The organism is Mesorhizobium sp. CNPSo 4671 (assembly GCF_057784245.1).
The window spans coordinates 689,755-704,144 of the sequence record NZ_JBWLUW010000002.1; the positions used below are offsets into that span (position 1 = coordinate 689,755).

Here is a 14,390-nt window from a genome sequence, read left to right on the forward strand (position 1 = left end):
ACACGGCGCATTGAACAAAATGTGTAAGCACAACCCGTAGCCGTCCGTTTATCATGTGGCGGAGGCAATGCGATGTCCCATACCTACGATCTTGCATCCGATGTGATCCGGCGTGTCTATGAAAAGCGAATAGACGCACCGGCGATCCTCGATGCCGCCATCGAATTTCCGAACGCGGCGAAATTCACCAATGCCTGGCGCGACATCCGTGACGAAGCGCTTGGCGTGCATCTGGGCAAGGTCCCGCGCTTCCATGACATCATGCCGGAGCAGGCCGATATCTCAGCCAATGACGGGCTGGACTGGCGCATGTTCGTGCTCAAGGCCTATGATATGGCGGTGCCGGAGAACCTTGCGCGCATGCCGGTTCTCAGCCGCTTGCTTGCCGAATGCCCGGAAGTCAAATCGGCGGCTATCTCGTTCCTCGCGCCGCGCAAGCACATCCCCGCCCACCGCGGGCCTTTCCGCGGCATCATGCGGTTCCACCTTGGTCTGGTCATCCCGCGACAGGCCGATGGCCGCCCGGCAACCATCATGATGATCGACCATCAGGAGAAACGGATCAGCGATGGCGAAGGCATGCTGTGGGACGACACTTATCCGCATGAGGTGATGAACAACGCCGATGAAGCCCGGATCGCCTTGCTCCTGGATGTCTGGCGGCCGGGCATGCCCTGGGACATGGAAATGCTGTCCCGGCTGATCGTGCGCGGCGTGCAGGCGGGGATGCGCCGCAGGGGCGTGTCGTTCGCCGGCTGAGCCCACGGATGGCCGGCGTGTGGAAATGCCTCCTCCTGCATTGGCGATGGCAGGCGCACCCTATCGCTGATACTGATGGCGCTCACGCAGCACAGGCGCCGCAGATGACATCCGATACACAGAAGGCCGAAGCGGTCGAGCAGTTGCTCGATACGCCGGACCTTGCCAGCGCGTTGGAAAGCGAACAGTTCAAGAAATTCCTCGACCAGGTGCCGATCGCCATTGCCGTCTCGGACCTCGGCGCGAAGGAGCGCGTCGTCTATGCCAACCCGGAATTCGAGAAGCTGTCAGGGCTGAAGGCGGCCCGGCTCGCCCAGAAGCAATGGGCGGCACTTTCCGGCACCGGCCTGCACCAGCAGAAGGACCGCGCGCTGTTCGAAGCGTTGGTCGAGGAGACCGATTTTGTCGGTACGTTCCGGCTGGAGCGGGCCGAGCATACGCCGGCGATCGTCGACGCCTACTCCAATGTCATCGAGGACGACAATGGCAAGGTCTGCTTCCGGCTGGTGGCGCTGGTCGACGTCTCGGCCCATGGCGAGACCGAAGATGCAGCTACGGTCGAGGAACGCGTGCGCGAGAAGGACACGCTGCTGCGCGAATTGCAGCACCGGGTGAAAAACAATTTGCAGATGATCACCGCGCTGATCCGGCTGGAGACGCGTAACGCGATGGAGCCGGACCAGAAGCGGTTCGAGAGGCTGGCCGGCCGCGTCGACGCGCTGGCGATCCTTTACCAGACGCTGTCGGGCGACGATCACAAGGACGAGGTCGATCTCGGCGTCTATCTCAGCCAGATCGCGTCGGCGGTGATGAACTCGCATGCGGTCGAGGGCATTCGCCTCGACATGAAGGTCGATACCTATCCGGTGTCGGTCAACGTCGCCATGCCAACCGGGCTGGTGGTGAACGAGCTTTTGACCAATGCGCTCAAGCATGCCTTCAAAGGGCGCGACGGCGGCACGATCACACTGCACAGCATCGTCAACGGCGATGGCTGCCGTATTGTCATCGCCGACGACGGCATCGGCCTGCCCGAAGGCGAGACCTGGCCCAAGCCCGGCAAGCTCGGCGCGCTGATCGCGCGTTCGCTGACCGAGAACGCCAAGGCAGAATTCGATGTGAATTCGAGCGCCAGCGAGGGCACGCGGGTCACCATCGTCTTTAAGCGCTCTGCCGCCGCCGCTGCTTAGGCAGGCAGCCCAACGGATGCCTTGAGTGGCCGGAAGGGTGTTCCCCGACTTGCGGGACCCATTCCAGCGCTTGCCCCAGCCGACTGTCGTCCCGTGCCTCACGACAGGCCCGCCCGGGCAGGCCATAGCTGCCAGGCATGCCGCCGGGTCGCGCGGATGCCCGGCACGGCAGGGGAGGGTGAACAGAAGTGACATCGATGCCGGTTGCCAATCGCGAAGCGGCGCCCTTGCCCGTCGCGGCGCTGATGGGGGCCATGGTGTCGATCCAGATCGGCGCCACCTTCGCCAAGACGCTGTTTCCTGTGATCGGCGCGCAAGGCACGACGACGCTCAGGCTGGTCATCGGCGCGCTGATGCTGATCGCGGTGCTGCGGCCTTGGCAGATGCGGCCGACGCGCGCCACCTTGCCGTGGCTGGCCGCCTATGGCGTGACGCTCTGCGCGCTCAACCTCCTGTTCTATGCAGCCCTTGCTAGGATCCCGCTCGGTGTCGCCGTGGCGCTCGAATTTTCCGGGCCGCTGCTGGTGGCGACGCTGACCTCGCGGCGCGCCAGCGATTTTGCCTGGATCGCGCTTGCGGTGGCCGGCATCATCCTGTTGTCGCCCTTCATCCATTCGCTGCAGCCGCTCGATCCGATCGGGGTGATGCTGGCGCTGGCGGCCGGCGGCTTCTGGGCGCTCTACATCGTGCTGGCGCAGAAGGCGGGCGCCGAGCTCGGCACCCGCACCACCGCCTATGGCATGGCGATCGCCGCCGTGCTGGTGCTGCCCTTCGGCGTGGCGCAAGCGGGAACAGGGCTGCTGGCGCCGTCGATCCTGGTCAGCGCGCTGCTCGTCGGCCTGTTTTCAAGCGCGCTGCCGTTCTTCCTGGAGATGGTGGCGCTGACCCGCATGCCGGCCCGCATCTATGGCACGCTGACCTGCCTGGAGCCGGGGCTGGGCGCGCTGGCCGGCTTCCTGTTTCTGCACGAAAGCCTGACGCCGCCGCAGGTGGCTGGCATCGCTGCCGTCATTGTCGCGGCCGCCGGCACCGCGCTGACCTCGAAGCCGCCGGTGCCGTCGCCAGAGTAGGGGCCGCGGCCACGCGGTTTATAGGCCGCGTGGCAAAGTCCGACGGGGTGTCACTGCTGCTTGGGCGGCGCTCCGCAAGGCGACGTCAATTGGCAGTGATCGGGCGTCGTCAGAACTTGACGCCGAGATCGACCTTGGCGCTGTTGTCGACCGCACCGCCGCCGAACTGGCCGGAATAGGACAGGCCGAGCGTGGCATTGACCGACATCGGCAGATCGAGGCCGGCCTCGACCACCGCGGCGTCCATGGCGATCGGCACGCCGGCGATGGTGAAGGCATCGCCGCCGGCGAAGGCGACGGTTGAGAGCGGCGTGACATCGCCAAAGGCGTGGCGCCAGCCGAGCATGCCGCGCGCGGTGGTGTCGATGCCGCCAAGCGTGAAATCGGTCGAACCGCGCAGCCCGAGCGTGGTGAAGGTGGCGTCGGTGGTCGAGCCGGCGCTGGTCAAGGCCGCCGCACCGCCTGTTTCGCCGAAACCGTCCGTGTGCAGGCTGACATAGGCGAGGTTGGCGAAGGGTTCGAACTTGAAACTACTGCTGGTCTCGGCCTTGTAGGCGAGTTCGCCGAACATCTGCCTGGTGCCGGCATCGTAGTCGGCCGACAGCCCATCCGTGAAGCCGTTGAAGGCAACGGAGCGTTTCGTCGAGATCCTGCTCCAGTTGTAGGCCGCCGTTGAGGATGGAGACCGTTCCCGTGCCTTCCCCTCCGACATAGAAATCGTCGCTGTGCAGCCATGCCGATCCAGCGCCGTCCACGGTGACGGTGCCGATAGCGCCCGCGAATCTGCCAACGGGGCCTTGTGAATCGCTGAGAGTCCCGCCGTTTATGATTTCCAGAGAACCGACGTCGCCGGCATTCCTCCCGACGAAATCCGTGAGCCCATTGGCACCAGCGCCACTTATCACCGTGGGGTTCGGCGAAAGCGTGTTGATGTTGGCGACATTGGTGGCATCAGGCACCGTACCCGGAGTCCAGTTGCCGGGGTCGAACCAATTGCTCGACGTTGCGCCGTTCCAGGTCACGGGGGCGGCCGCTGCCGGCAGGGTTGTTGCCACGAGGCCGGCTGCGCCAAGCATTAGCGCCAGCGAACTGACGCCAGGGCGAGGATTGCGTACCGGGTAGCTCGTCTGCGCGGTTCGAAGTCAGCGTCGCCCTCCGGCTTCCAAATGCAGTCAGCGGCATTCAATCCCCTGACGTGGCGGTCGTTTCGCCCTGACCCGACATGTCATCGGCGTCGGGCTGTTGTCTTGGGCAGGGCCGCATTGGAATTGGACTGGGGCGAGGTGCGGTGGCTTTTCCGCGCATTGTGATGGTTGGCACCATCGGTCGCTTCGGGAGTTGAGAGGGTTTCCGACGGACAGGGACGCCTGGCCGGCTGCGAAAGATCCGCAATCTATCTCGCGCTCGTTGGCGTGTGGCCGAAGCGGCGGCGGAAACAGCGGTTGAAGTACGACACATCGCTGAATCCATTGATCAGCGCGATTTCGCTGACGCGCATGGCGTCATTGTGCCTTTGCGAGAGCATCTTATGCGCTCTTAGCAGGCGCAGTTCGAGAACACGCTCGGAGAAGCTGATGCCTGTCTCTTGAAGCAGGTCCTGGACATAGCGCACCGACAGGCCGAGCTCCTTTGCGACACCTTGCGCGGAGATTTCTGGATCGGTGAAGCCGCCGCGAATTTTAGTCAGAATCGCTTGCGTCCGTACCGCACGTAGACCTCGCGCGCCCGCGTTGTCGTGCGCCGTCACAGGTGCGGCGATGGAAGCGGTGGCGGCGATCAGATCGGCAATATGATCGGCCACGAACTGCATGGTCAGTTGAGACTCGGCTTCTTTCTCATCGGCCAGAACGCCGACATAGGCACGAACAAGGGCGTTGATCATCATGGAGCTAGACACGACCGTCATCAGGCGATCCTCAAACCCTGCATATCGCTGACGCACGCGTTCGCGATCGGTCTGCACGGCGATCAGGCCGCATTGCCCGTCGCTCACCCGGATGATTGAGGGAGCGCTCTGCTCGACAAGAACGGACGCGCCTGGACTCAGATCGACGCTCCTTCCCGACTGGTCGACGCTGAGCGGGGAGTGTCCGGCATTGAGAAGCAACACGACATTGTTGGTGCTCTGGGCCGCAATGTCTTCAGTGGTTCTCGATATCGATTTGACTGTGCCGCGGATCGTGCCCACCGAAACGTCGCAAGCTCGAACAATCCTCAGCTCGCCTTCGAACGATCTGCCGATGGCCGGATCGGCACGCAGACGGACGTAACCGGATGTCAGCGATGAGATCCATTGCTCTTTCTGGATTTGTTCGCCGCCGATCAGGTCGCTGGAATTGTAGATAATCCTGTGCAGGCATCCCTCGTAGGACCGCGATCGATTTTCGCTGGCCGAGATCTGGTCGGTCGAATACGGCATTTCGGAAAAACTGCCTTTCGAAGCCGCGATCGAAGCGCCAAGATGCTCCGGCAAATCGGTCGATGAAAACACCGTCTTTCGTGACAAGTAAGCGCCCCCCGCTAAACCCGCAGTCTCAAAAAAATCCAACGCGGCGCTTTCCATTCCAGGAATAACCAGCGACATAGAGTGCCTGGCGTTCAACGGATCGCATTGAACCCTTAGTCGAGCTCAGTCACGCTTGGCGTCACCCGAAAGTATGACGCCAGCAAAATCATCTCGGCAGGATCGGCGTTCTTGCACCGATCCCGCCGCCCAAGAACGTTGCTGGTTTCATCTTTTGCCTGCCATCCATCGTGGGAGGGGCGGGCAGGCCGGGGTGTAGGAGAAACGGTGGAAAGGCTGAGCAGCGAAGTCCTTTTTTCGATTGTCGGCGATATCTACGATTGCGTGCTGAACCCCGACGGGTGGACCGGGGTGATGATCCGCATCACGCAAGCCATGGATGCGGCCTATACCACCATCGCGCTTGCCAGCACCGCCGGCAATCATGGCCGCTTCGCGGCCCAATCGCCGTGGGATCCGGAGCAGATGCGCGTGCTCCAGGAAGATTATGACTTCGACGCGATTCCCGGGCTGAAGGCCGCGGTCGTCGGCGATATCGACACGCCCGTCGCGACACTGTCGCATATGAGCGAAGCCGACCTGCAGCGGACGCCGTTTTTTCAGAATTGGGCCAAACCGCAGGGATTGCGTGAAGGCTGCATCACCAAATTCGTTCATACACCGGACCGTATCGGGCTCATGGGTTGCACCACGCGGGCGAGCAGGGAGGTGATTTCGGCCGAGGAGCAGCTGTTCCTGGCATTGCTGTCGCCGCATCTGCGCCGTGCGTCGCTGATCGGCGATCTGCTCGATCAGGCCCGCGTGGCCGCCAATCTTTATCGCGCGGCGCTCGACCATCTGGCCGTCCCTGTCGTTCTGACCGGCGCCAACGGCGCGATCCTCCATGCCAATGGAGCCGCCGAGCTGATGCTCTCGGGGCATGGTCCCATTCTTTCCAAGAACGGCGTGCTCCAGACGGAGAACCCCGCGGTCGCCCGCGCCCTGCTGGAAGCGATCGCCGGCGCCGCGGACGCGGATGGCTCGCTTGGGTCACGCGGCATCGGCCTGCCGATTTCGGCCCCGGGTCAGCCGCCCGCCGTCGCCTATGTGCTGCCATTGACCGAGGGCACAGCGCGCGCGGCTTTCCGGCCCGCCTGTGCCGCTGTCTTCGTCTCGACCACGACATCCTCTTCGCCACTGCCGGAGGCCGTTCTGACCACGCTGTTCGATCTCACGCCGGCGGAGGCGCGGGTTCTGCTGCGCATCGGCAGCGGCTTGCCGGCGTCCAGAAGCGCCTTGTCGCTCGGCATCGGCGAGAACACGCTGAAGACCCACCTCAACCGCATCTTCGCCAAGACCGGCACGCGCCGCCAGGCCGATCTCGTCAAACTCATTTCGGATATTGGCACGCCCGTTGCGGCTCCTGGATCATAGTGCGGGCCGGCTGAGGTTGCCAATCTCCGCCTTGCCGGGGAATCGGCAGCTTGCTGACGCGCCGATTGGCTGCGGCCGATCGGCCACAGCGATCGGGAAAGTGCAGCGGCGCGTTCCAGGACAATTCCAGTGCGGCCCAGCCCAAGACGCGGCCGGCGGACAATGCAACACCGGGTGCTCGATCGCCGCGGAGCATTTTTCGTGGCGGGGAACCACAACCCCTGGGCGGCAGACAAACAATGAAAACGATCCTACTCGCTACGGCCTTCATCCTCGCGCCGATCGGCATGGCGTGCGCGGCTGATATCAATGAGGTTTCGCCCGTTTCCGGCTACGACTGGTCCGGCCTCTATGCCGGCGTCGACATCGGTTACATGGCCGGAAAATCCAATTTCTTCGTCGCCGGCGGCGGCTTCGGTGGGGCCTCGGACCTTAACCTTCCCCTCGATCCAGACGGTTTTATTGGCGGCATTCATATCGGCGCCAATTACCAGATGGAGAACCGTTTCGTGATCGGCGCCGAGGCTGACATTGCCTACAGCAATGCCGACGCGATAACGCCCCTCGATGCTAGTGGCGGTGGTTTCAGCACATTGCTTAAGAGCGAACTTAAGTGGTCGGGCGCGGCGCGGCTGCGAGCGGGCTACGCTTTCGATCGGACTTTGCCCTACATCGCTGCCGGCGTGGCCGCGGCAAAGTATGAAGTGACTGCGATTGGCAGCAGCGGCGCCATCCAAATACCATTCCATGATGAGACCCATGTCGGCTGGACCGTTGGCGCCGGCATCGAGCACGCCTTCACCGACCGGTGGATCGCGCGGGCCGAATATCGCTACTCCGACTTCGGCAGCAAGGACCTCTCGATAGCAGCCGGTCTGCTCACGGAAACGCATGTCGATCTGCAGACGCACGATGTCCGGGTCGGCCTCAGCTACAAGTTCTGACCCGCCAGGCTGAACGCCCCCGCGCGCCTTTGCCGCGCGGGGAAACGCAATATTTCGGAACAGCAGACAAACGATGAAAACCATTCTTCTCGCGACGGCCCTAATCCTTGCACCGATCGGCATGGCTTGCGCGGCGGATACCAATGAAGTCCTGCCGGTTGCCGCCACCTACAACTGGTCCGGTGCCTATATTGGCGCGCAAGCCGGATACGCTTGGGGCGATGCAAGGGTCGGGCAGACCTTCGCCCCGGGCAGCTTCGACGATTACGGCTGGGCTTACAGTCCGTCGGGTGGTTTCGGCGGCCTGTATGCCGGCTTCAACCATCAGTTCGAGAGCGGGCTGGTTCTTGGCGTCGAGGGTGATTACAGCTTCGCCGGCGTGAAAGACACCACGCTGTATCGAGCGCTCGGCGTTGACGACCCTGCCTTTGGCGGCGAGCTCAAGCTGGATTCAGTCGGATCCGTTCGCCTGCGGGCCGGCTACGCGATGGATCGGTGGCTGCCTTTTGTTACCGCAGGCCTGGCGGTGGAATCCTACAAGCACGCCACAGTGGATCTTCCCAGCGGTGTTGCCTATGCCGACGCCAAGGGTACGATAGCGGGCTATACGCTGGGCGCTGGTGCGGAATACGCCGTCACCGACAATTGGCTGGTTCGCGGCGAATACCGCTTTGCCGATTTCGGCCGCCACACCTCCGTGCGCCACTCGACTTTCGATGGGGCGCCCTTCAATTCGGATGCCATCGAATTGACGACGCACGATATCCGCATCGGCATTGCCTATAAATTCTGACCATTGAAGCCGCGAATTTCCCTTTGAGAGGGAAGATTGCGTGCCTGGCCACGTCCGTCAATCGCCGACGTCAGCTCCCCCATTGGACTTCGCTGGGACACCACCCATATTGAGTCCATGGAGCTTTGAGCGTGTCCTTCGCGCGGGTGGCCCTTCTCGCCGTGGCCTTTGTCGCCGTGGCTGCATTTTCTCCCTTCTCCTCGGCTGGGAGCGAGAGGGTTGCGCTGAGTGTCGCCATTGACGGCGCCATCGGGCCGGCGAGCACCAGGCAGCTCGAGGAAGCGCTCGATGTCGCCGCCAAGCGGAACGCCGAAGTCCTCATCCTGCAGCTCGATACGCCCGGCGGGCTGGTCACCTCGATGCGCGAGATGATCGCCGACATCCTGGCTTCGCCGGTGCCCGTCATCGGCTATGTGGCGCCGGCCGGCGGCCATGCGGCGAGTGCCGGCACCTATATCCTCTACGCCACCCATGTCGCGGCGATGGCGCCGGGCACCAATCTGGGTGCTGCGACACCGGTCGAGATCGGCGGGCTGCCGTCGCTTCCCGGCGGCGAAAAGGGCGATCAGAAGGACCAGGGCAATCAGAAGGACCAGGGCGATCAGAAGAGCCAGGGCGGTCGGCCCGCAGGCGACGCGATGATGGCCAAGGTGACCAATGACGCGGTCGCCCTGATCCGCTCGCTCGCCGAACTGCGCGGGCGCAATGGCGACTGGGGCGAGAAGGCGGTGCGCGAGGCGGCAAGCCTGTCGGCCAATGCGGCGCTGCAGGAACATGTCATCGACTTCGTCGCCAACGACACCACCGAGCTGTTGCAACTGGCCGATGGGCGCACCGTCGACGTGGCCGGCAAAAAAGTGGTTCTGGCGACCAAGGGGCTGCCGGTCGAGACGCTGGAACCCGGCTGGTTCATCCGGCTGCTTGCCGTCATCACCGATCCGAACATCGCGGTCATCCTGATGCTGGTCGGCGTCTATGGCATCGTCTTCGAGTTCACCAGTCCCGGCGCGGTCGCGCCTGGCGTCATCGGCACCATCTGCCTTGTGCTCGGCCTCTATGCGCTCAATCTCTTGCCGATCAACTATACCGGCCTTGCGCTGATGCTGCTCGGCATCGCCTTCCTCATCATCGAGGCGTTCAATCCCACCGTCGTGCTTGGTGTAAGCGGCGTGACTGCCTTTCTGTTCGGCGCCGCCATGCTGCTGCGGGCAGAGGGGCCGGGCTTTGCCATGTCCTGGGCCATCATCGGTCCAGCAGCCGCGCTGACGCTTGGGCTGGCGCTGCTGACCGGCACCTATGTCTGGGCGGCGCGCAAGAACCCACCGCGCGTCGGCGGCGAGGCGATGCGCGGCCTGCCCGTCGAGATCCTCGACTGGCAGGGCGGCGAGGGCCATGTGCTGGCTCTGGGCGAGCGCTGGCGGGCAAAGGCCGACGAACCGATCGCGGCCGGCGACAGCGTCGAGGTCAGCGACATCAGCGATCTCGTGCTCACCGTGCGGCGGCGCGATCCGGGAGAGAATGGAGCAAGACAATGAGCATCGGTTACGTGGCCTATCTGCTGCTTGCACTGGTCGTGGTCGTGTTCCTGTCGGCGGCCGTCCGTATCCTCAGGGAATATCAGCGCGGCGTGGTTTTCACACTCGGCCGCTTCACCGGGGTCAAGGGTCCCGGTCTCATCATCCTCGTTCCCTTCGTGCAGCAGATGGTGAAGGTCGATCTGCGGGTGGTGGTGCAGGATGTCCCGCCGCAGGACGTGATTTCGCGCGACAACGTCTCGGTCAAGGTCAACGCGGTGCTCTATTTCCGCATCGTCGACGCCGAGCGGGCGATCATCCAGGTCGAGGACTATATGGCCGCCACCAACCAGCTGGCACAGACCACGCTGCGCTCGGTGCTCGGCAAGCACGAGCTGGACGAGATGCTGGCCGAGCGCGACAAGCTCAACAGCGATATCCAGGAGATACTCGACCAGCGCACCGATGCCTGGGGCATCAAGGTTTCCAATGTCGAGATCAAGCATGTCGACCTGAACGAAAGCATGATCCGCGCCATCGCCAAGCAGGCCGAGGCCGAGCGGCTGCGGCGCGCCAAGGTGATCAATGCCGATGGCGAACAGCAGGCGGCGGCGAAACTGGTCGAGGCGGGCCGCATGCTGGCAGCCGAGCCGCAGGCCATGCAACTGCGCTATTTCGAGGCCTTGCACGACATCGCCGGCGAGCGCTCGTCCACTGTGGTGTTCCCGCTGCCGGTGGATCTGCTCAGCCAGTTCATGAAGGGGCAGGGTGGGGCAAAGTAAGAAACCAGTCGCAAAATAGCCGCTGTTGCAGGGAATCGTTCGACTGGCAGCTGCGTGGCACGCGGGGGAGAAGCCATGATGAGATTGTCGATCATGGCCGCTCTCGTTCTTGCAGGTTCCGCGGCGCGGGCAGGCGACATCCCCTATGCGCCCTCCGCAGACGTCCCCGACTATGTCGCGACCATGACGGTGCAACCATCGGGAAATTCGACCGGATCCCATACGAGGATCGTCACACATCATGACGGCTGGGCCCGTGTGGACGAACTGGGGACTGTCATCTACGCAAATCCGGCAAAGCAAATAACAGTCTCACTCAGCAAGGATTCAAACTATTCCTCTGTTTCGATAAACCGTGAGACGTCGACATCCTACGAACGAATTCGCGCAGTAACCGAAACCGGCCAGACCGAGACGCATGCCGGCGAGCGATGCGACGTGCGGGAAGTTGTGCGCCGCGATCCAGACAAGCAGGCCCCTCAACTGCAATGGCTGAGTTGCCTGACTGCTGATGGTATCGAGATTGCCACCAGGGTGTCTGTGAACAGCTCGCTGTTTCAATCGATGGCGATTGTCAGACTCGAACGCCGCCCCGTGTCCGCCGAGGAGGTCGAACTGCCTGCCAATTTGTTGGACGTTGCCCAATGGCTGCACTTCGATCAGCCACCCCAAGCTGCAACCGCAGTCAAGCGCCCGCCGGATTTTGCCATGCACATGCAATGGCAAGGTGCGGTCAGGGCATTGCGGCGGCACGATCCGTGGACCTACGATGAAATATCGTATCCCGATGGACGGCGAACCCTGAATATCCGCAATGACCAAACGGGGCAGGCACTATCCTTCAGGGCCGCCAAGGGCGGAGCGTTTGAGCGGCTCTCCATATGCGCGGAATGCCGGCCCGGAGATTCGCTGGCTATTCACCTCGGCCGCAATGTCATCCCGGAGAGCATGGGGCGCACGGACAGTGTTCTCGGCGAGGCGTGCGACTGGTTCGACATGGCTCCGGGTACGTTTGACATAAACCTTTCGCAATGTCTGACGCAGGACAAAATCCCGCTAAAAATCGGCAGTGGTGGAGCGTGGGGGCCACGTGAGGAATTTGTCGCCGATGAGGTTCAGCGCCGAGAGCTCAAGCCCGACGAGATTCTTCCCCCCAGCGATGTCCTGAACCGGTCGAACTGGGATTTTCCAGGATAGGTGGGGAGATTGGCGAAAACCGAATGACGGCACCTCACCCTCGCCACGGCGGCTCCGGCGAAAATCGCTTGGTGATCCAGTCGGCGAAGGCGCGGGTCTTGGCGGCTTGTCCCTTGGCTGAGGGCACGACGACATAGACCGCGCCTTCGTCGGCCAGCGTCCACTCCTCTAGCACAGGCACCAGCCGTCCGTCGGCGAGCTCGCGGCCGATCAGCCAGTCTGTGCTCATCATCAGGCCGAGGCCCTGCACGGCGGCCTCGACCAGCACCTCGGCATCGTCGCTGACCAACGGCCCCGAAACCTCGACGCGCGCGCGCCGGCCCTCGCGGTCGGTCATCTCCCAGGCCGGAAAGGTCTGGAAGCCGCTGAAGCCCAGGCAGGAATGGTCGAGCAGCGCCTGCGGTGTCCGCGGCCTGCCCCTTCGGGCGAGGTAGGAGGGGGCGGCGCAGAGCAGCCGGCGCCGCGTCGCCACCTTGCGCGCCACCAGGCGCGAATCCTCCAGCGCGCCGAGCCGCACGGCGACGTCGAAATTCTCGGCGACCAGATCGACGAAACGGTTGGAGAATTCTGCCTCGATGCGGATATCGGAAAATTCGGCAAGGAATTGCGGCAGCAGCGGTCCGATCCACATGCGCCCGAACGTGCCAGGCAGCGCCAGCCTGAGCAGGCCGCGCGGGCCGCCGCCGGCATGCGCCGACGCGGCGGCCTCGGCCTCGTCGACGGAGGCGAGGATGGCGCGCACGCGCACCAGGAATTCGGCGCCCGCCTCGGTCAGCGACACGCTGCGCGTCGTGCGATGGAGCAGCCTGACCCCCAGCCGTTCCTCCAGCGATTGCAGGCGCCGCGACAGGATGGTCGCGTCACGCCCGACACGCGCCGCCGCCCTGGTGAAGGAGCGCGCCTCGGCGATGGCCGCGAAGGCCGCCATTTCGGCAAGGGCCGCAGGCTCGTAAGATTGCTGCATGTTTCGCAGTACTTAAATGCAAAATGGAATGATTATCCAGAAATAGCGCAGCAGATAGGCTCACTCAACCATCAATCGTCCCACCGGAGTGAAACCATGAAAGCCATCGAACTGAGCCAACCCAGGCTCGACGCCTTCCGCGCCGTCACTGTCGCCACCCCCGAACCGCAGCGCGGCGAGGTGCTGATCCGCCAGCGCGCGGCAAGCCTCAATTTCGTCGATGTCGCGGTGGCGAGCGGCAACTATCCCGGACCGAGCTTTCCACTCATCCCCGTCGCCGACGGCGCCGGCGAGATCGTCGCGCTGGGCGAGGGCGTTACGGGTTTCAGCGCTGGCGATCGCGTCGTCGCCCATGCCAAGCCGCGCTGGATCGGTGGCCGGCCGCGGCCCTACGAGATGACGCAGATGCGCGGCATCTCGCTGCCTGGGTCGCTGGCCGAATATGTCGCGTTGCCGGCCAATTCCCTCGTGCCGGTCCCGGCGCATCTCTCCTTCGAGGCGGCGTCGACATTGCCGATCGCCGGCACCACCGCATGGAACGCCATCCGAGCCGCCAATGTCGGGCCGGGCTCGGTCGTCGTGCTGCTCGGCACCGGCGGCGTCTCGATCTTCACCCTGCAACTGGCGAAAGCCGCCGGCGCCACCGTCATCATCACCTCGTCGTCGGACGAGAAGCTGGAGCGGGCGAAGGCGCTCGGCGCCGATCATCTGATCAACTACCGCGCGACATCAGACTGGGACGGCAAGGTGCTGGAGCTGACCGATGGCCTCGGCGCCGACCTCGTCGTCGAAACCGGCGGCACCGCCACCTTCGCCCGCGCCATCAACGCCACCGCACCCGGCGGCACGCTGTTCACCATCGGCTTCGTCACCGGCGCCGAGGCCACGATCAACCTGCTGCCGATCATCATCAAGGCACTGAAGGTGATCGGCAACAACACCGGGTCGGTGTCCGACCTTCGCGACGCCGCCCGCGCCATCGGCGCTGCCGGGATCGCGCCGGTCGTCGACAAGGTGTTTTCACCCGATGATGCGGCCGAAGCCTACGCCCACATGGCCGCCGGCGGCCTGCACTTCGGCAAGCTGGTGTTCGGATTGGAGTGGTGAGGTTTGCGCCTGGCCGCCCCCCCTCTGCCCTGCCGGCCATCTCCCCCTCAAGGGGGGAGATCATTCGCTTCATCGTCTTCGCCAATGATCAAGGCTGTAGAGTTGGCGGAGCGTCAAAGCTGCCAATCTCCCC

The 14,390-nt window shown here is 63.8% G+C and carries 13 protein-coding genes and 1 pseudogene; 10 read left to right on the forward strand and 4 right to left on the reverse strand.

The annotated features are described in order from the left end of the window. Window positions 1–72: 72 nt before the first annotated feature. The 3 genes from AC04SF_RS07845 (at window position 73) to AC04SF_RS07855 (ending at window position 3,019) form a co-directional block, all read left to right on the forward strand. Window positions 73–759, forward strand: a complete 687-nt coding sequence (locus AC04SF_RS07845) for an aspartyl/asparaginyl beta-hydroxylase domain-containing protein (RefSeq protein WP_488477266.1) — start codon at window positions 73–75, stop codon at window positions 757–759. Between the two features lie 104 nt (window positions 760–863). Continuing rightward, window positions 864–1,949: a histidine kinase dimerization/phosphoacceptor domain -containing protein gene (locus AC04SF_RS07850; RefSeq protein WP_488477267.1), complete on the forward strand. Its 1,086-nt coding sequence runs from the start codon at window positions 864–866 to the stop codon at window positions 1,947–1,949. A 188-nt stretch (window positions 1,950–2,137) separates the two neighbouring features. Next, window positions 2,138–3,019: an EamA family transporter gene (locus AC04SF_RS07855; protein ID WP_488477268.1), complete on the forward strand. Its 882-nt coding sequence runs from the start codon at window positions 2,138–2,140 to the stop codon at window positions 3,017–3,019. Between the two features lie 109 nt (window positions 3,020–3,128). Here AC04SF_RS07855 and AC04SF_RS07860 read toward each other — a convergent pair whose 3' ends face one another. The 3 genes and pseudogenes from AC04SF_RS07860 to AC04SF_RS07870 form a co-directional block, all read right to left on the reverse strand. Continuing rightward, on the reverse strand, window positions 3,129–3,731 hold the full coding sequence (locus tag AC04SF_RS07860) for an autotransporter outer membrane beta-barrel domain-containing protein (protein ID WP_488477269.1): 603 nt from the start codon (window positions 3,729–3,731) through the stop codon (window positions 3,129–3,131). 13 nt (window positions 3,732–3,744) lie between these two features. Further along, a pseudogene (locus AC04SF_RS07865) lies at window positions 3,745–4,095 on the reverse strand (autotransporter outer membrane beta-barrel domain-containing protein); the annotation flags it as partial. A 317-nt stretch (window positions 4,096–4,412) separates the two neighbouring features. Next, window positions 4,413–5,603 (reverse strand): AraC family transcriptional regulator, encoded by a 1,191-nt coding sequence (locus AC04SF_RS07870; RefSeq protein WP_488477270.1) that lies wholly within the window; start codon window positions 5,601–5,603, stop codon window positions 4,413–4,415. Between the two features lie 207 nt (window positions 5,604–5,810). Here AC04SF_RS07870 and AC04SF_RS07875 point away from each other — a divergent pair, with 207 nt between their 5' ends. From AC04SF_RS07875 to AC04SF_RS07900, 6 genes are all read left to right on the forward strand, one after another. Then, entirely contained in the window at window positions 5,811–6,956 is a 1,146-nt protein-coding gene (locus AC04SF_RS07875) for a helix-turn-helix transcriptional regulator (RefSeq protein ID WP_488477271.1), read from the forward strand. Between the two features lie 239 nt (window positions 6,957–7,195). Then, window positions 7,196–7,900: an outer membrane protein gene (locus AC04SF_RS07880; protein ID WP_488477272.1), complete on the forward strand. Its 705-nt coding sequence runs from the start codon at window positions 7,196–7,198 to the stop codon at window positions 7,898–7,900. Window positions 7,901–7,973: 73 nt separating this feature from the next. Then, window positions 7,974–8,693 carry an outer membrane protein gene (locus AC04SF_RS07885; RefSeq protein ID WP_488477273.1) on the forward strand — a complete coding sequence of 240 codons (720 nt, stop codon included), beginning with the start codon at window positions 7,974–7,976 and terminating at the stop codon, window positions 8,691–8,693. Between the two features lie 131 nt (window positions 8,694–8,824). After that, window positions 8,825–10,228, forward strand: a complete 1,404-nt coding sequence (locus AC04SF_RS07890) for an NfeD family protein (protein WP_488477274.1) — start codon at window positions 8,825–8,827, stop codon at window positions 10,226–10,228. Continuing rightward, window positions 10,225–10,989, forward strand: a complete 765-nt coding sequence (locus tag AC04SF_RS07895) for a slipin family protein (protein ID WP_096448118.1) — start codon at window positions 10,225–10,227, stop codon at window positions 10,987–10,989. Before AC04SF_RS07890 ends, AC04SF_RS07895 begins: the two co-directional genes overlap by 4 nt. A 75-nt stretch (window positions 10,990–11,064) precedes the next feature. Continuing rightward, complete coding sequence (locus AC04SF_RS07900; protein ID WP_488477275.1) at window positions 11,065–12,186, forward strand: hypothetical protein; 1,122 nt, start codon at window positions 11,065–11,067, stop codon at window positions 12,184–12,186. Window positions 12,187–12,220: 34 nt separating this feature from the next. On the opposite strand, the gene AC04SF_RS07905 is transcribed toward AC04SF_RS07900, so the two are convergent. Continuing rightward, complete coding sequence (locus tag AC04SF_RS07905; RefSeq protein WP_488477276.1) at window positions 12,221–13,150, reverse strand: LysR family transcriptional regulator; 930 nt, start codon at window positions 13,148–13,150, stop codon at window positions 12,221–12,223. A gap of 96 nt (window positions 13,151–13,246) precedes the next feature. Between AC04SF_RS07905 and AC04SF_RS07910 the strand changes: the two genes are divergently transcribed. Next, window positions 13,247–14,257 (forward strand): zinc-dependent alcohol dehydrogenase family protein, encoded by a 1,011-nt coding sequence (locus AC04SF_RS07910; RefSeq protein ID WP_488477277.1) that lies wholly within the window; start codon window positions 13,247–13,249, stop codon window positions 14,255–14,257. Window positions 14,258–14,390: the final 133 nt, after the last annotated feature.